Origin of the sequence: Lysinibacillus sp. RC79, from assembly GCF_041262405.1 — a bacterium.
GTDB lineage: Bacteria > Bacillota > Bacilli > Bacillales_A > Planococcaceae > Lysinibacillus.
The window spans coordinates 168342-186676 of record NZ_JBGCCD010000002.1 but is presented as its reverse complement, the minus strand read 5'-3'; the positions used below and the strand labels follow the sequence as shown (position 1 = coordinate 186676).

The 18335-nt window shown below is 31.1% G+C and carries 19 protein-coding genes and 1 pseudogene; 7 read left to right on the top strand and 13 right to left on the bottom strand.

The features are described from left to right. Positions 1-1100 precede the first annotated feature (1100 nt). Positions 1101-1427: an IS3 family transposase gene (locus tag ABH968_RS03165; protein WP_370042467.1), complete on the top strand. Its 327-nt coding sequence runs from the start codon at positions 1101-1103 to the stop codon at positions 1425-1427. On the opposite strand, the gene ABH968_RS03160 is transcribed toward ABH968_RS03165, so the two are convergent. The 5 genes and pseudogenes from ABH968_RS03160 to ABH968_RS03140 form a co-directional block, all read right to left on the bottom strand. Further along, positions 1416-1613: a glycerate kinase gene (locus ABH968_RS03160; protein ID WP_370042680.1), complete on the bottom strand. Its 198-nt coding sequence runs from the start codon at positions 1611-1613 to the stop codon at positions 1416-1418. The two genes, ABH968_RS03165 and ABH968_RS03160, sit on opposite strands and share 12 nt — an antisense overlap. A 449-nt stretch (positions 1614-2062) precedes the next feature. Next, on the bottom strand, positions 2063-2620 hold the full coding sequence (locus ABH968_RS03155; RefSeq protein WP_370042465.1) for a YdeI/OmpD-associated family protein: 558 nt from the start codon (positions 2618-2620) through the stop codon (positions 2063-2065). Further along, the gene (locus ABH968_RS03150; RefSeq protein WP_370042463.1) at positions 2617-3549 is read right to left on the bottom strand and encodes an alpha/beta fold hydrolase; all 933 of its coding nucleotides are present in this window, start codon (positions 3547-3549) and stop codon (positions 2617-2619) included. The genes ABH968_RS03155 and ABH968_RS03150 overlap by 4 nt, the downstream gene beginning before the upstream one ends. 91 nt (positions 3550-3640) lie before the next feature. Further along, on the bottom strand, positions 3641-4570 hold the full coding sequence (locus ABH968_RS03145) for a helix-turn-helix transcriptional regulator (protein ID WP_370042461.1): 930 nt from the start codon (positions 4568-4570) through the stop codon (positions 3641-3643). Between the two features lie 125 nt (positions 4571-4695). Beyond that, positions 4696-4872 (bottom strand): annotated as a pseudogene (locus tag ABH968_RS03140) (IS5/IS1182 family transposase); the annotation flags it as partial. Between the two features lie 48 nt (positions 4873-4920). Between ABH968_RS03140 and ABH968_RS03135 the strand changes: the two are divergent. The 4 genes from ABH968_RS03135 to ABH968_RS03120 all read left to right on the top strand — a co-directional run bounded on the left by ABH968_RS03135 (position 4921) and on the right by ABH968_RS03120 (position 7412). Then, positions 4921-5298, top strand: coding sequence for an AHH domain-containing protein (locus tag ABH968_RS03135; RefSeq protein WP_370042459.1), 378 nt, complete (start codon positions 4921-4923; stop codon positions 5296-5298). A gap of 10 nt (positions 5299-5308) precedes the next feature. After that, on the top strand, positions 5309-6223 hold the full coding sequence (locus ABH968_RS03130; RefSeq protein ID WP_370042457.1) for a hypothetical protein: 915 nt from the start codon (positions 5309-5311) through the stop codon (positions 6221-6223). A 371-nt stretch (positions 6224-6594) separates the two neighbouring features. Further along, positions 6595-6858 carry an NAD-dependent epimerase/dehydratase family protein gene (locus tag ABH968_RS03125; RefSeq protein ID WP_370042455.1) on the top strand — a complete coding sequence of 88 codons (264 nt, stop codon included), beginning with the start codon at positions 6595-6597 and terminating at the stop codon, positions 6856-6858. A gap of 287 nt (positions 6859-7145) precedes the next feature. Next, positions 7146-7412 carry a hypothetical protein gene (locus tag ABH968_RS03120; protein WP_370042453.1) on the top strand — a complete coding sequence of 89 codons (267 nt, stop codon included), beginning with the start codon at positions 7146-7148 and terminating at the stop codon, positions 7410-7412. A gap of 635 nt (positions 7413-8047) precedes the next feature. Here ABH968_RS03120 and ABH968_RS03115 read toward each other — a convergent pair. Next, on the bottom strand, positions 8048-9508 hold the full coding sequence (locus ABH968_RS03115) for a hypothetical protein (protein ID WP_370042451.1): 1461 nt from the start codon (positions 9506-9508) through the stop codon (positions 8048-8050). 776 nt (positions 9509-10284) lie between these two features. Between ABH968_RS03115 and ABH968_RS03110 the strand changes: the two genes are divergently transcribed. Together ABH968_RS03110 and ABH968_RS03105 are read left to right on the top strand one after the other, a co-directional pair. After that, positions 10285-11649: an MrcB family domain-containing protein gene (locus tag ABH968_RS03110; RefSeq protein ID WP_370042449.1), complete on the top strand. Its 1365-nt coding sequence runs from the start codon at positions 10285-10287 to the stop codon at positions 11647-11649. Between the two features lie 111 nt (positions 11650-11760). Continuing rightward, positions 11761-13062: a hypothetical protein gene (locus ABH968_RS03105; protein ID WP_370042447.1), complete on the top strand. Its 1302-nt coding sequence runs from the start codon at positions 11761-11763 to the stop codon at positions 13060-13062. Between the two features lie 167 nt (positions 13063-13229). Here the strand turns inward: ABH968_RS03105 and ABH968_RS03100 are convergent, their stop codons facing one another. From ABH968_RS03100 to ABH968_RS03070, 7 genes are all read right to left on the bottom strand, one after another. Beyond that, on the bottom strand, positions 13230-13697 hold the full coding sequence (locus ABH968_RS03100) for a restriction endonuclease (protein WP_370042445.1): 468 nt from the start codon (positions 13695-13697) through the stop codon (positions 13230-13232). Between the two features lie 3 nt (positions 13698-13700). Continuing rightward, the gene (locus ABH968_RS03095; RefSeq protein ID WP_370042443.1) at positions 13701-14144 is read right to left on the bottom strand and encodes a winged helix-turn-helix domain-containing protein; all 444 of its coding nucleotides are present in this window, start codon (positions 14142-14144) and stop codon (positions 13701-13703) included. 416 nt (positions 14145-14560) lie between these two features. Then, a complete protein-coding gene (locus ABH968_RS03090; protein ID WP_370042442.1) occupies positions 14561-15073 on the bottom strand; it encodes an SMI1/KNR4 family protein in 513 nt (170 codons plus the stop codon). 108 nt (positions 15074-15181) lie between these two features. Then, entirely contained in the window at positions 15182-15694 is a 513-nt protein-coding gene (locus ABH968_RS03085; protein ID WP_370042440.1) for an SMI1/KNR4 family protein, read from the bottom strand. A 296-nt stretch (positions 15695-15990) separates the two neighbouring features. After that, the gene (locus ABH968_RS03080) at positions 15991-16254 is read right to left on the bottom strand and encodes a hypothetical protein (RefSeq protein WP_370042438.1); all 264 of its coding nucleotides are present in this window, start codon (positions 16252-16254) and stop codon (positions 15991-15993) included. 180 nt (positions 16255-16434) lie between these two features. Next, positions 16435-16737 (bottom strand): hypothetical protein, encoded by a 303-nt coding sequence (locus tag ABH968_RS03075; protein WP_370042436.1) that lies wholly within the window; start codon positions 16735-16737, stop codon positions 16435-16437. 372 nt (positions 16738-17109) lie between these two features. After that, positions 17110-17391: a hypothetical protein gene (locus ABH968_RS03070; protein ID WP_370042434.1), complete on the bottom strand. Its 282-nt coding sequence runs from the start codon at positions 17389-17391 to the stop codon at positions 17110-17112. Positions 17392-18335 lie beyond the last annotated feature (944 nt).

Below are 18335 nucleotides of genomic sequence, written 5' to 3'. Positions count from 1 at the left end.
GTTGTTTAGCGTATTTGCAAACAATTAAACATAAAAATAATACTGATTATTGACTCCCGCCGTCTCCATAATACGATTTCAATGGAAATCAATGAAGGTTGTGATTTTAAGTATATCTTTGCCACGTAGGCAAAGATATACTTAATTTTATTTTAGGCAAGTTTATACTTAAAAAGTAAGCCTGTAATCAAATTACGTATATAAATAACTTGTCATCTACGATACGATTGATAGATGAATCAAATGAAGGTACGTGATGCGCCCAAATGTCATTGGTCGTAAAAATTGGATTTTCTTTGTGAACGAAGTTGATACTAAGATGAATGTAATCTTCTTATGTTTAGCGGAAACAGCTACCTAAAATTTTAAATGATTACATGCCTTGGTTGAAAAATATCCAATCTACATGTACAAAATAGCTGTCTATCTAAAAATAATTCAGATAAAACGGCTATTTAGTCGTTCTGTATCAGGGTTTATGTTTTTTCTAAAATGTTTTTAAATTATTAGGTACATAACATATATAGTTGAATATTACAGCAAAAATTATAATTAATATTGTTGAGTTGCAAAAAAGATATATACCCTATAAAAAAAGATGTATATTTTACAATAAAGTTATATGCTAAAAAATTAGACACAAGCAATCGAGAAGTTCACTCTAGATTGCTTGTGTCATTTTCTTTCTCTTTTTCTGTTCAATAATTGTGATTTTAAGCCAAATTGAGCATAATCTTCGAGTATATGCTTTATATTAAGCAGATTGCTACTTGGATGTAACAATATTTAACTAAATAAAAGTGGATTAATAACCAAAAATTAATTATTATTAACAACAATCATTACAAAAAAACACTGTCTAGCGAATATGGTGTTTCTGAAGTAACTATTTATAAATGGATTAAGTTACACTCCCCAATTGAAGGTGCAGAAGAATTAACTGCAGCGGAAGTTTCTACGAACCAAAAAGAAAATCTTCGATTAAAGCAGCAGGGGATTGAAATCTTAAAAAAGGCTATGACCATATTCGAGAAAAAGTAACAGAACAAGAACTCATTGACCATATTGAAAACGAAAGCGAACATTATCCAATTCAACTAATGTGTCGCGTTTTAAAGGTACCCAAAAGTAAGTATTACCAGTCTATCCACAAGAAACCTAGTGTCTATGAAGTTGAAAATCAAAAAATTACGGAGCGTATTTGTGCCATTCACAAAAATAGTGATGGACGATACGGTGCGCCAAAAATCCATGCACAGTTACTCCGGGAAGGCGTGAAGGTTAGTATTAAACGCGTACAGCGACTCATGAAAAAAGCTGGTATTCGCTCGAACATCACAAAAAAGTACCGTTCGACGCAAACACAAAAGCCCGTGGAAGAACGTGAAAACGTACTCGAACCGAGCCCCAAGGGCTCAGAGATATGAAATTGATTCGATTGTTAGAATTAAATCGACTTTGCTATTTTTCTTAGTAATTTGAAAATCTTTTGCACCTCTATTAATACTGAAAATACCACTTAAACCATTATCATAAAGTGATTCTATATTTTCACCAACAACAGCAATGGCAGGAACTTGATTTTTCTTTGCCATTCTTGCAATACCTGCAATGACTTTTTCTTATATTTCGAGGCAAAAGGTAATCCAGTGTCTTCTTTGACTGGTAGTGCATCAATGTCCGTTCTTAACCTAATTATTGGATGGTCTTTATTGTCTTGTAACATTGCGACTAATCTAGTTCCAAGGTACTGGTGAAAATGATGTCTTAATCCGATCGTATAATCTTTGATTTCCTTAGTTAGGTTCTTTACATTCATCTGTTATTCTTCTTTGTTTGTTTTATTCAATAGAATTGTCAAATTAAGTACAATACAGATATGCCTCAAAGGAAACTAAAAGACATGCTTTCTGTTAGAATTTAGGGTTCATGCCTTTTAAGGATTTTATTCAGTGTCTATTCTAACGGGCTTGACATTTAACGGCGTTTCTTTTTTTGATTGATTAGCGAAATGCATAACCCCTTACATACTCTCTTTGCGACAATGAAGCAAAATGAAAATCTAGGGTCTTAACATTTCTCCCTTGTCCCATGAAACAATTAATCGATTCAATCTTCTTAGCCGAGTTTCTTCTTTTTTAGCACTCATTACCCACCAAATAGAATCTCTTCTGTACGAAGGTGGAAGCTGATTAAAAAATTCCCAAGAACTTGGATGTTTTCTAATTTCATCCTCATATTCTTTCGTTAAAGTAACGTTCCTATGAACGGAAGAATAACCTGTTTGATCATTTCTTTGATTGAAAACAGTCAATCCCTCAGGCCTCATTTGATTGTGTTCTATCAGTTTATGCACCTTTTGCACATTAACTTTACTCCAGAGGCTATTAGGCTTACGTGGAGTAAAGCGAATTTTATAGCAATCTTCATCAACTGTTTTTCGTATCCCATCAATCCAACCAAATGACAGTGCACAATCTACTGATTCGGACCAAGTGAGACTTGCTTTATTGGTCTTTTTCTTAAAAAAAACTACCCAAATTTCACTAGCTGTTTGGTGATGAATATCCAACCAATCAATAAATTCTATTTGATTACTAAAAAATAGCACTTCACTCATTTTTCCAGCCATTCTAAAATCATTTGATTAAGCTCTTCAGGTCTTTCTTCTTGAATCCAATGACCAGTGTTTAAACTCTTAATGTCTATATTAGGTACAAAATCTTTTATATTTGGAAGCGGCGGAATAATATCTTTCTCACCATAAATCATCAATGTTGGCTGATGAAGAATAGGAGATGCGCCACCTAATAAATGCCAATTACGATTTAAATTTCTGTACCAATTGATGCTTGGAGTGAAACCTGTCTTATTGAAGGCTGTGATATAAACAGAAAGATCATCATCGCTCATAACAGGTTCACCTAACGGCTGGGTTGCTTTAGCTAGATTAATCATTTCCATTCCTTCAACAGAGCCTTGTGATGGAACATTCTTTCGATATAAGTTACGAAGAAATTGGGCTGCATTTTCGTCTAATACAGCATCTGCAACACCTGGTTGTTTGTTAAAGTGAACAAAATAGTAATCATCGCCAAAAGCTTCTTCCATAAAATCAATCCAAGGTCTCTCTCCTCGAACTTGGTAGGGCAAGCATAAGTTAATCATTTTATTAACACGTTCTGGATGCAGCAAAGCCATACTCCAAACAACACTTGCGCCCCAATCATGGCCCATAAAAATGGCATCTTTGTATTGGTAGTGATCCAAAAGAGCAACAAGATCACCCGTTAAATGTTCAATATCATATTTTGTGACTTCTTTTGGACAAGAAGACTCTCCATACCCTCGTTGATTAGGAATAATAACGTGATAACCTGCTTCTACAAGAGGAGTCACTTGATGTCTCCAAGAAAAGGCATGCTCTGGCCATCCGTGGCAGAGAACGATAGGTTGCCCCCCATTTTTTTGTCCAGCTTCAAAAACCTCTAGCTCCACACCGTTACCTGAGATAAGTGTTGGTGTTGGAAATTCATAATTGTTTGTCATTTAACATCCTCCTAATTAAAATAAAAGTATCTTACAATGAGAATATTATCATGGACGTTTGACAACGGTCTGTCAGCTTTGAGAAACTCACTTAATGATATTTGTCAGCCATCAATCTGAGTTTGGAAGCAATTTTTTTGCGCATTTCTTTTGGAGCTAAGACCTCTATATGCTCTCCAAAACTAAATATGAGAGAGAACAACCATTCTTTTTCGGGGAATGTAGCTGTAACAAGAAGTTCACCTGTTTCTAACACCGCAATATCTTCTTTATTAAAAACATCCTTCACACGAGACTTCATTTGAGGGGAAACTTTTAAGACAATTGTTGTCATTGTTGTTTGTTCATTTAATAATGCCATAATCTCGTGATAGGATTTTTCTCGACGTTCAAATGATTGATTTTCAATGTGAAAATCACTTATACGGGAAACTCTAAATATTCTGAAGTCTTCTTTTAAAAGACAATAAGCAAATAAATACCAAGTATAATTTTTAAATATGAGCGACATAGGCTCAACTTGTCTTTTGCTGACGATATTATCATAATTTCTGTAGTCAATAGTCAGTAAATTAGTCTGTGTAATAGCTTTCCTTAGCGTCTTAACTAATGCTTTTTGATTTGGAGAGTCTCCATAAGGATGTAAATCAATGATGATTTGTTCCATATGCAGCTTTAGATAATCTACCTTGTTTTTAGGAATGATATTTTGTAGTTTTTCTATGGATGATTCTAACTCAATGTCGTCAACTGTGAAATTAATATCCTTGAGAACAGAAATAAGGGAGGACAGGTTATTAAGAGTTAGTACTTGATGATTTAATTTATAACTCTCATAAATGCTGAATCCACCATTGTTTCCGGAATGGGAAATGATGGGAATACCAGCTAGATTGATTGTTTCAATATCTCGGTAAATAGTCCGGACCGACACTTCAAATTTCTCAGCCAATTCATTTGCTGTTACACGATTTCTATTAAGTAACATCACAATAATGGTTAACATACGTTCTATTTTCATCTTGTTCTCCTTAAAAATATATTTTTTTATTATGTAGTAGAATCAATTTCATAATACGCACTTTTAAAAAATCATAAAGAAACAGAATTTCGATGATTTCTTAAAAAAACGAATGAAATAGCTAATTATGCTACAGAAAGTTGTAGTTGGGAAAGCCGATCAACTGCCAGTTTGCAGGCGTTGTACGCAAGATGAACCAAATCAAAATGGACTTTAGCTTTCTTCCCTGTACAATGGTAAATCTGATTCAATAGAAAATAACCTTTAAGATAGGCTTTTACGCGCTCAACGGCACTTCGTTCCTACTTTCATATGCCCCTTTATATGGTCTTTTAGTAGTGAGTTTGATTTTGCAAGCGGTAAAGTCTTTAGATGCAATAATGCCCGCTATAAAAGCTAGCTTTGCCAAAGTAAAAGTAAAACCAAAATATAAATCAAAAACTGAGATTCATCATATAGTAGCGCAAACAGCACCTCTTGCACAAGCTGCCCGAAATATTATAAAAAATGTTGATATAAAAATTAATGATAAAATTAATTTAATTGAGTTAAAAACAGGTCTACACAGACGTCTTCACACAAAACTGTATTATGGTGCAATTAATGTACTAATGGAGTCATCATACAGTACTAAAAAAAAGAAAAATGACAACTTAAAAAGTGTAAAAGCTATGTATAATCTAATTAAGATTTGGTTAGGTAAATTTAATGCCTGGGCACCATTTTAAGGGGGATATTATGTTAGGTCTGAACCTTATTTATAAATTTAAAACATCTTACTCATTATCATATGCGAAGAAAAAGGGATTGATAGCCAGATGTGCGGGGAGCACTATGATCCATGATTTTCATTCAGGGGAAGAAACACATAGATTAAAAAAACCGGCTCATCCATCACAAGTATTATTTTCAGATGACGAAAGATTTCTTATAGTAAAAAATACGTTAGGAAATATTTATGTATACGAAACTATTAATTTTGAAGTTGTTTCGATTTTTAAAAATACTAAATCCATCGAAATGATTGAGGGGAAATTTTTGTTTAATCATGAACAAAATAAAATAGTGGATGTTGTTAAAATGGATGGAATTGAACAAATTGTCGCACTAGATCTGGAAACGAAGATGATTTCTCCAATCCTATCTATTCCTAATGAGGGTATACAACAAATTATCACCTGTAATCAACGAATTGAGGGTAAGTACATTTTTACAATCCTAAGCCTATGTAATGAGACGGAACGTTTCATGTTTAATTTACTTGTATTAGATATAAAGAATGATAACATCCAACATGAGTTAATTAAAACCGAATTTGTTTGGGATAAGATTGTTTATATAAAAACAAAGGACCAATATCTTATTGTCTCAGGAAATGAAATTTTATTAGTAAATAATAATTTAAGTATTATTGAAAATAAAATAAAATTACCCAATGAAAATCCAAATTTAATGGCAGGTAGTATCCACCTTTCTAAACTAGAAGACTCTGTTCTAATAATTTACAACCATATCTTATATTTAGTACAAATAGAACAACTTGAACTGATTAATTCGGTGCCAATCGAATATGTATGTTTTGCTGAATATATTAATAATGATGAACTGATATTTATTGGGACTTGGAAAAATGGATTTGTTTTAAAGAAGTGACCTGCACCGGTGCAGAAACAATTCGGAAAATTAACTACAATTTGAAGCCTTTGACAATCATAAATATTAAAAGCTGTGTCAAACTTCCAATCAAAATCTGTATTTGAGACACATATAAACACTTTTAGGCTGCTTGATTCCCATATTCAATGGGCGTTAAGTAGCCTAATTTTTCTTGTATCCGTTCCTCATGTTGATTTGAAATTAAGTTCGATAAGATCGCATTGTGAATTTCTAGAAAAGCTAATTGCAGATATGAAATAAAGTTGGGTGCAGGTTAGTGGAAGAAGAATGGAATGTTCTTTTATGAAAATGGGTTTTTGTGGTAATGTGGGTGTATATCTAATATTAAAAGGGTGGAGGAAGTTAAAGTGAATAAAGTATTGATTCTTGGAGCTAGTGGTCTTATAGGTAAAGCCTTAATTGAAGAATATAAAGATGTTTTTGATCTTTACGGTACATATTCTTCTTCTACTACAAACTTGTATAGGGAACAACAATTCCAGATAAACATAACAGAGATCGATAAACTTAAGGGAATTCTTAGAACAATCAATCCTGATATTGTAATATCTTGCTTAAGGGGAGATTTCAAACAACAATTAGAGTTCCATAAGCAATTGGGCTTGAATTAAAAAATAGCAAATGTATTTTATATTATTTCTCTACGGCAAATGTATTTGACGCTGATGTTTCAAAACTCCATTTTGAAACGGATATACCTACTGCAAAATTAAAATACGGAAGATTCGAAATAGAGTGTGAAGATATGTTGAAACAAATGTTAGGTGAACGTGCAATTATTATCCGAATTCCAGCCATTTGGGGTAAAGATTCCTTAAGAATGAATCAAGTTAAGCAAGGTATTGGAAATAATAGTTAATTTATTGATGTATATAGTAATGTAGAATGTAACAATTTATTGGATACTCAGTTAGCTAAACAACTAATGTTTATAATTGAAAATAATCTTAAGGGAATATTTCACTTAGGTTCGATTGATATGCTGAAACAAGCAGAATTTTATGAAATGCTGATGGATGCTATCTCAGGAAATAAGGACATTTTACGATTTAAAAAATATGATGAAACAGACAAGATATTTTATTTAGGATTGAAGTCAATGCGTAATGATATTCCAGATTTTCTTCAGAGTACAAACCAAAGTGTTATTTCAGAACTAATATAACAATTTTAGAGATAGTAAAGACATAGAAAATTAACCCTTGCTCATAGTTGTTTGTCTTACATTTGTTACATTACCAATTACATAATTACATAATTTGTAAATTAGAGAAAATATAAATAAAAATGTTTCTTTAACTATAGTGGTGCTTTAGTTGAAGATTCGCGTTCCGGAATAATCAATCTTTATTATAAAAATGAATAGCAACAAACAGATAAAACCTCGTATTTTGATCAAACTTTGTTCAAAATACGAAGTATAATTTAATCAGGAAACTGAGGATTACCAGCAAATTTTAATCAATCTTTTTTCAAAAGTGACAAATGAACTTACTAGTTGTTATTGTAAACAGTTAATCTTAAATCATTAATCATACATATGCCAAAAGTAAAAAAATTAATCAAAATAATGCCAAAAGCTATAGGTAAATTCAATTTAAATCAATATAACACTTTTAATTCGATTGGGTATTAAAACCAAGTAGCTTGAAAGGGTTGGTATTACTATGTTGGCAAATATATCGCTAAGAAATTGGCAAAGATATACTTAAAATCTCACCCTTATTTACTAAGGATTTTGGCGTTTTTTTATTTCAAGTAATTGCATTGAGTAATAAAAAATCGTAGTCGATTTCATTGTTAATTATTAAGGAGGTACATATGTGTTAATAATTTAATTACTAAGTATAGAGAATTGTATATACCAACCATCAAAAAAATAGTAATAAAATTAATTATTAAAATATTTAAAATAACTAACGATATTCTTTTAAGAGTTCTTTCCTTACAGTAGAACTTTATTTTTCGAAAATAATCATTCAACTTTTCTATAGCCCATGTTGATTCATAAAAAAATAATTCTTTAATTACAGGCAAGTAATAACTATTAAGCAAGGTATAATCTGATCTAACTATGCTGGAACTATATAATTCATTGTCAATTAATTCTTCCGTTGATGTATTAGTAACTTTTAAGATAAATTTAGTCCAATATTTTTTGGATTTTTGTTTTACTAAGTAATTTTCATAAACAGTTATACTTTCGAATGGTCTTATATTATCGAACGCGAATTCTTGTTTATACATCCTTTTATTACTATAATAAAAAAATATATCGAATTGTATAAAGTCTATTTTCTTGTCACCTAAATTATGCAATACAATTTGTCTGAAAACTTTTTTATTACCATTTAGGAATTCTATTTTATCTCTTACTTCTATTTTTAAAATACTGTTCTCCGCTTTGTTATTATTTTTACTATAGTCTCGATATTCTTCACTCTCTATTTGTTTATATTTAACATCACTAATTTTAAAAAATGAAAAAACACTTATAATACTTATCCAAAACACTAGAACACCTAATAAATCAATAATATCAAGACCCTCAAAAGAATATTTTATTATAGGACTAATCAAAAAAATAATAGTTAATAATAAGCCAGTAAATTTAATAATTCTCCATTTTTTTGCAAGTTTAATAGCTTCTGAAGATATTTTTATCTTATTTGTTTGCTTTTCATCTTGCTCATTTAGAATTTCTACGAATCCTCGTAATCGATCATTGAATTGTTCTTTAAGTAATATTTTTCCTTCTGTTGATGCAAGAAGAGTATCCGAAATTAAATTACCATTTATTAAATTTAACTTATCTTTATTCACTTCTAATCCTAGTTCACCTAAGTATTTATTTAATTCTTGTTTGACTAAATTATTAATGAGTTCTAAGTTGAATTCTATTTGTGTAATCTTAATATTTGTATTTTCAGTAGTAATATTATCCAAATCTGATTCTAGATACGCTTTTTGTGCTGTAGGACTAAAATTACCAATGAATACAACTTCATATTCCTTTGCGTTTGTATTAGCATTTACTAACGAATTTATAACTTTATCGATATTTGATGGTTTAAAATCATTTTTTGTAGATTTTACTTGTATTACTTTAATGCTGTTATCTATAAAAGTGATTTCAATATCTACTTTTTCTTCGTCAGGCTCTACTAAAATATTTTTCCATGCTGTTATCCTAACAGATTCTAAGACACTTATTAATGCTTGCAAGTATAAACCCCTTGAAGCATGACGACCTCCATTCATTAAAACATCTCCTAATAATAAAATTTAATCCCTTTAGTATCAAGGGTTCTAAAACAAAAGGACATTACGTGGTGCCCACATAAACTAAACTATGGTGCGATGATTCAATCACAGATTATTCGATTGTAGAGCGTATTCCAACGATAAAGGATTTAAGCAACCATTTAGTCATGATCCATTATTTCGCTTAGATTGTGGTTCTCTTGTGTCGGATGTAGTGCCTTTTGAAGAAATAAATGCTGTATTTTTATATATAATAGCAGTCGATTTGTCAAATTCGAATAGATAGAAGAAGAATTGTATAAAAAAATTAGATCTATTGTTTATTAAAGAATTATTAGAGTTGCTTATTTTTTACCAAATTATCTAAATAAGAAATATGTTCCACTTAATTCAACGATACCTTCAAAATATTTACATCAAATTAAATATTCAAGATATAAACCTAACGTTCTTTAAAAATGTCATGACTTTATATGTGTAAATGCTGTTTTACGAACGTACAAAACACTCTTTTAACCATGTACATTCCAATTGTTTATTGCAAAGAACTCCTTCCTGGAATAGTTTTAGTAAATAGTAAAATCACCATAATTCTTTCTGAAACATTAGGTATTATTTTAATTAAAACTACATATGGGCGCGGTTTCGAGAGATAAATTGATAAGGTATAAACTTTTGGTTGTAATTGTATTTATTATATGTAAATAATGGTTATATAAAATAGAAACAAGCATAGCTGAAAAATCGAAACATTCTATAGTGGGGTATTACATTTGGGGATATTTGGTGAGAAATTAAAAAAATTACGTGAAAGTCGAAAAGTTAATTTAAGAGATTTAGCAGGAGTTATAAAAGTAGATCACACTGTATTAAATAAAATTGAAAACGGAGCTCAGAGCCCTGATATGGAGACGCTAGAAAAAGTAGTGGACTATTTTGGTGTCCCAGCGGATTACTTTATTAATCCGACGTTAAAGTTACAGGATGCAAATATAATGAATTTTTCGCAAGGTGATTTATTAAACGCTTTTAAAAGAGTTCTTGATGAATATCTAGAAGAAAAAGAAAAATCGTTTAAAGGCAATGATTTAGGGCATTTTGTTCGAAATGATTTTGTAGAAATCCTTAATGAAACAATGTCACTAGATGAAAGTAAATATTATGTAGGAGGATCAGTTGGACAAGGTGTATGGGCAACAATTCCTTGGATAAGCTGTTTTGATCGCTCAGTAACAGTATCTGCAACAAATGGCTATTATCTGGTTTATTTATTTAAAGAAGATATGTCAGGATTTTATATAAGCTTGAACCAAGGTTATACATATTTCCGTGAAAAATATGGTGCAAAAGAAGGGCGGATTAAAATTCAACATACAGCCAACTTGATTCGATCAAAAGTGGCCGTCCCAGCAGAATATAATTTAACACATATCGATTTAGGCTCAAATCGTGGCTTAGCTATTGGTTACGAAAAAGGCCACATTTATGGTAAGTACTATGATGCCAGTAGTATTCCTTCAGAAAATGAATTGATTGCTGATTTTAAGGTGCTTTTAGGGTTATATCAAAAAATCGTTACATTAATGAATGGACGATCTGTAAAAGAATTTAACGATTATTTATTATTACAAGATGATCATAAATTTTTAGAAATAGATGAAGAAAACTACCAAGCAAAAGCGAATGAAATTGCAAACGGTCAATTTATGCCCCTTTTTGCACCAGAGGAGGAGCCACGTCCACCTAAAGATGCAGTTGTTGATGAAGGGGGGAAGGAGCGCTACCCAAGAAGTGCGAAAGAAGCGGCGGATGCCTTATTACGCGCGAACTATAAATGTGAAGTTGACCCGAAGCATGAAACATTTACTGGTAAGGCAACAAACCATCAATACGCTGAAGCACATCATTTTATAGGCATATCACATCATAAAAAATTTCCAGAAGTCGACCTTGATCGTGCAGCCAATATTGTTTGTTTATGCCCGACATGTCACCGCAAAATTCATCATGGTGTAGATGAAGTTCGTTTGCCAATGATTGAAGCACTGTATCAAAAAATTAAAAAACGATTAGAAAAAGTAGGTATAGAGGTTACGATGCCCCAATTAAAAGAGTTTTATGGTATTTCAACAAAGTGATTCAAATACATAAAGATTATTCGACTTATGAAAAAGAAAGCAGACATCAACTCAATCCACCACTGAAGATTGTTATATTAATTGATAAAAGGATTATTGGGGGTCTTTCCTATGGATCATTTGAACGTGTTTAATGCATACAAAAATAAAGCGCATCATCATGAGGATGAACTAACTAGAACATTTTTGATATTAGTTAAAAATATCCCATCAGTACAAATTATGTTTTTAGAGTTGGTTCGTCAGGAACTATTAAATTTTGATTTAAAACGAGATGAGCAAATCGAGTCGATTGCTATCGGTGATTTAACTGTTGAGTCAGTAAGTACACAGCTAGGAAATACGAATGAATTATTTAGAGGTGCCGCTACTGAAGGTCGTAAAGTAGTATCAATTATTATTTCTGATGACAAACTTAATATGGAGACTAAAGTCGAAAATGATAGTCGTGGTGCTCGTTATGATGGGGTTATTTTTGCTGATCCAGGGTGGCTGTTCATCGTTGAAAATAAACCACTTCGAGATAATATTTGGTTACGTCAGCTCAACCCTTCATTTTTAGAAGAAGTGGGAGTGAAAATAGTAGAGCAGGTTTGTGCTTTATCTTGGCGTACAGTAATAGAGAGACTTAATATGATAGTACAAAATGCGATGGTATCTGGCTTAGAAAAACAACTTATTGAAGACTTTATTGAGTATGTCGATCATGAATTTTCTTATTTGAACCCATATACTCAATTTGCAGTATGTAAAGGGAATCAATATTTATTAAATAAACGTTGTGTGGCTATATTAGAAGCGATGAAGATTAACGGAGAAAATGCAGTTGTAGATTATCATCGGGGATGGAAGCACTATGCGGAAAGTAAGAAAAATACAGTGAAGCAAATTGCTCTTGATTCTAGTGTTGAAGGAGATGACTGGAGTATTCATTTATGGCTTTATGCTGGAGATACAATGTATTCTTCTAAGAATACATATTCAAACTTAGATATTGAAAAGGTAAAGGATTTATTTAATATAGGATTTAAACTTTCAAGTAATTTTCATGTATCTTATCGCTCAAGTAACTTGTTGTGGTTTGATGGAAAATTAACTTTTGAAGAGTATATTCAATATTGGAAAAAGAATGCGCTAACGTTACGTCAATCAAAAAGAGAAGAGTTTATAGATTTATTCCAATCATTCGAAAACAGTGGCATGATTTTACCTGAAGATCAACATCGAATACAAGAAAAGATTTTATGTAAGAATTATGACCGTTTAAATGTTTGTCCAGGTTTCGTAATGAAATATACGTGGACACGTGAAGAAGCTAGTAAACTAGATCAACGAAATCAGTTTCTTGAGGATTTAAAAGAAAAAATTAAAATCGCCTTTGAAGCAATAGGTGATGAGATTGAACTTTCATAGTAAAAAATGTTGGAGTTAAATAAAAACGTCAAAACCATTACAAATTTAAGGTTTTGACGTTTTCGAATTTTATATACTAGTTTTCAAATTTGAATTCGAAATTAAGTACTGGATTTTATGATCACTTTAAAGATGAAAAAGTAGTACCAAAACACTCTTTTAGGTTATTAACTCTCCTCAAAAAAGTCTAAATCCATCCGCTTTATTGTAAAGGTTTGAACATTCGACACACCAACATTGTATAAAAACATTAGCTCTGTAAGTTTCATCCCATCAATTAAAATTAAAGATTTATCGATACTCCCGGAATATTCAATTGCTTCTTTTGTAAAGCGAGATGTAGTGATAAAAATTCCTTTGTTAGCTTTAAAGCCTACCAAGCTTCCAACAAATGCTTGGATATCGGGTCTTGAAACTGGATTGGCCCAACGTTTTCCCTGTAAGTAGATTTTATCTAATCCTAGGACGTCTTCTTTCACAATGCCATCGATTCCACCATCGCCAGATTTTCCTACTGCTTTTCCAGCATCTGAAATTGATCCCCCGTAACCCATTGCGACGATTAAGTTTACAATTAATTGCTCAAAGAATTGAGGCGAGCATTCCATAATTTTTTCTAATAGTTCAGTTTGCAATGACTACTTTAAGATTAGATAGCTTTCATTCATAATTTCTAATGGGGTTCTGGAATCCTCAGAAATAACTGTTTTTATATCAGAATCTGTGGAAGGTTTTGTACGATTTTTAAATTCTAAAAATTGGGCGTACCGTTCTAATACTTTCTGATTGATTTCTTTAACAGACGAATCTTGAAGAAGTTTTAATCCTTCTGGTGTAATTTTAAATACAGCGCGTTTGGGGCTACTGATTAGACCGGCGTTTTTAAGGTAAGTACGTGCCCAACCTATTCGATTAACGACAACTGTTTGATTCCCACTAGGGAGGAGTTCTTCTACTAGTTCTTCTGATAAATTGAAATGTTGAGGTAAAAATTCATATAATTCTTTTAATGTATGCTCATTTTCATCTTTTAGATAGTCTAAAAAGGGATACATAAATTGTTCATAAGTAGGTATTTGCAAGTAAGTCACGCCTTTATATTAATTTTTAAAGTCTATATTTTTATTTTACGATAATTGGATAAGATATGGGACATAATGTTAGATTATAAGGAAAATATATAAGTTATAAAACCTGAGAATTATGAGACATATTTAAAAAGCTCAATAGGTATGGCAGTGATGACCAATACTATCGAGCTTTTTGCGTTCAGTTAAGGTGTTTTTTATTTTCTTTTTATATTTAATAAAGACATCAAGCCAAACCAGACTACAGCTATACTTAAGCAAATAGTAGATAATAGACTTTCTAGACTTTCGCCTATTTTGATAATTAGTAGGTATAGACTAGCTATGAACATCAAGGGTACACCATATTTAAATGTCAATTTATTCCTATGCTAATAAAGATGCAAAGAAACCAGTTATGCTTTAGTGATCTACCACAACCAAAATTCAGATCCTTGACTAACAATAAGTCTATCTAACCAAGTTGTAAAGTTCATGTTTAATTTTATTGCATATTCAACAGGTTCTCCGCCTTGATAACGAATCAAATAAGTTTGATGTCCTTTTTCTACTTGAGAGGAGTCAATAATAATATAGTCTCCATTATCTACAGAAATGGGGTACCAATTTTTAGGGAAGTAGTCAAGGTACTCAAGATATTCTTTATGAACTTCTTCAATACTAAGCAGTTCAAATCCTCCGCCATATTCAACATCTGAAAAGAGTAACGCTCCATTATGTTTAAGCAGGAATTCTTTATAGTCAACTGGAAGAAAAAATCCAGTTTTTTTAACAAAACGACCTACATCTTTGATTGTGGCCGGATTGTTAAACTCAAATTTTACATTGTATAGATAACCTTCATCTCTTTGAACTACTAATATATTTTCAGGATCCAATCGGCTTTTTAAAGCATCTATTGATTTAGTAATAATACTGTCCAAATTATACTCCTCCTCAACTACTAGTTATCATCGGGCATTTCCGATACAGAAGAGCTATTTAGCTTTTTGCATTCAGAGACTTTCAGTTAATACAATAAGTTAAACTAATCACCATAACCAATATCTAGCTCCTTGTGCGACGATGAATCGATCAAGCCATGTTTCAAAATTCATTGATAATCTTTGAATATCTCCAACTTGAACATATATTAGATAGTCGTCATCCCCATTAGCAACTTTTTCTGAATCAATGAACATATAGTCACCATATCCTTTATAATATCCGATCATATACCAATTATTATCATACGCACTTTTATAATTTAAATTTGTATCATATTCATTTAAATAATTTAGTATTCCTTTTATACTGAATAGTTCAAAGTAATCCACGCCATCAGAAAATAATTTTCCACCATTACATAATTTTAAAAATGCACAAAAGTCTTTCGGCAAAATATGATTAGTTTTTAAAGAAAATTCTTTTAACTCTTGGTCAGTTACTGGTTTGTTCCAATCACATGTAACATTTAGGATTTCCCCATTCTCTCTTTGTAGAGTTATGGTCTTCTCTTTTTCTAATCGTTTATTTAAAGATGTTAAAACTAATTCAATTGACATACTGAATCACCTTTTTTCGAATAGTTTCACCAAGGAGATACAATGACTCTGTTGAGTGAGTAAGGCAATTAATATAAATTTGATTTTTTATTGCTCTTCTCCTACAAATTTTTAGTCGTTTTCTTTTTTAAAACTTTTTATTAACGTATCAGGAATGATAGAAAAGAGAACTATTTCCGATATAATAGCTATGAAGAGTGATAGCGAAATAACCTTATTCATAAGTAATATCACTAATGCTAAGATAATGAGTAATTGCCAAACCAATTATTGAATTTAAAACTACTTTAAATTGTTTAATCAAAACTGGAATTTTTCTTAAATAAAGATACTAATGCTAAAAGTAAAAATGCTTTAGCAAATGTTTTTGTAAATTCCTTATAATCATTAGGTATATATTGACTGGTGATAAACGCTATTACTGCCATTACTATATAAGTTAAAATGCTTTTTAATTTTGTATTTTTTATTGTAATTAAATACATTAATGATTCAGCAAATAAAATGATAAGTAAAAGAATAAGTAAAAGAATAAATATACGTATTAATACATAACCCAATGTTTTCATCTTCTTTTAAACAAAGATATCAAAGAATTGATACCCTTTATTGATACCTTTTTTTATAGAATTAAATTTTTCTATACCACTTCATCTATAGTGCACGCATCTAGAAAAAAATGATTGCCAAACAATTTTCCGTTTAGCAATCACGTATTAAAAAACAACAAACACATACCTTTAGCTTAAAATAACCGTCATTCCTATTGCAGTAAGAAAAGCGATAACAAATGCCCCTACAATCATCCATTGTGGTGTATCTTTTTTTCCGCCACTCGTCACAAAATATTCAGTAACTCTAACAACCAAAAATAAAACTAAAGCTGGTATAGCTAAAACATTAGTTGTAAGCTCTTTGCCTGTTACGAGCATTAAAGAAACGAATAACATTACGTATACTAATGCTACAAAAAATCCATTACTCAATGGACCTAGAACTCCAGATTCATTTAACTTTTTCTTATTTGTAGTCATAGACAACATTAAATCCTCCTCTAACTATTTCTTCTGCGAGGCCGAAAGCGAAAAAAGAAAGAACATTTGAGTGAGTTTCCTCGTTCTCGCGTTCTTTCTTTTTCTATTACCGAAACCTGCTGCAACTTAATAATTATTAAGCTTTGACTTCTTATTTTTAAAGAATTTCATAATCAAAACGATGATAATTGTCCAAAAAGCAATAAAACCTATTGTAAAAAAATATCAAGGTAATTCACCACACTCATCGCTATTACCTCCTTTAAATATGAGGGTTATCTAAAATGGTCCTTTATAAGTAACCTTTCTTTTATATGCAATTCCTTGACCGCCTATGGTAGTCCCATAAACGCTTTACGAATGAAAACTAGATATTTAGATTCATCTATACGCTTGTTTATCTGGCTTACTAAATTTATTAATTAGAAGTTGAATACTACCACCTAAAAGACCAAATATAATTACACCTGTCCATGGTACGTTAGCTTTAAATACATTATTTTGTATATGAACATAAACAATATCTTGACCCAAAATCGTAGGTTGAAAATTAAAAGATTCTACTTTAAATAGCATAATAGCAATGGTTCCTAAAAATGTAATTAAAGAAAAGGTAATAATACTAAATAGAATAGCAACAACAATTGTATATGATTTTTTCATCTCTACTATCTACCTCCTGATTTTTTCTAAATTACCTTGATAATCCTTCTATCAGGAGAAAAACAGGGAAATATTAAGAATACTTATGATAGGTAAACATTGTACCCCTCAAAAATAATTAAAAATCACAACTAAATTAGCAGTCTCTAAACATGCTATTCACCAGTGAATTTGGAAAGAAATTTTATCAATCTATATATTAATCAATGTTAAATTTAACTTGAAATTTAAAAATCCCTCTCTTAAGTAGTACAATACCATTATCCATAAAAGTTTCAAAATCAAGTTTTGTTGAAAATTGAACAAAGATTGATAAAAGTCAGAAAATAAAACTCTGCTTTCTAAAATATGAATTTGCGAAATTACAATAGGGAGCTTTTGCTAGAACAATACTTAGGGTGTTTTGAACAATTAATGAGGCAGATATTTAGGTGTGTGCGATTTGGTGGAGAATGGAGAGGGTCATTTCCAATTTGATTTTCGAGGTAAGATGTATTAAATATGACAAACTCCACTTTCATAAAAGTGGAGTTTGTCTGGTATGAAGCAAACATTTATAAAGTTAATTTCCTAAAAATATCAAACTGCCTCATTTTTCTGTTTCAAAAGGCATCGATGCTGGTCACCCACGACTTTTGATGGTTGTATTAGAGGTATCAAAGTACTTATAAAGTCCTATAGAGAAACCTATGCCACCAATCTATAAAAGTTTCAAAATCAACTTTTGTCAACAATTGAACAAAAATTGAAAAAAGTCAGGAAACTATCTTTTGCTTTTTAACACGGCAAGTATTGAGGTGTGTAACATTGGTGAGGAATAGATTTTGAAGTATTGCAGAACGGATAGGTTGTTAGTAAAGTGAATAGAAAGTGGTTCACTTTGAGAATAGCTACAAAGTAGAAATATTTAATGAAGAGATGGAGTAAGTGATTATTGCACATGT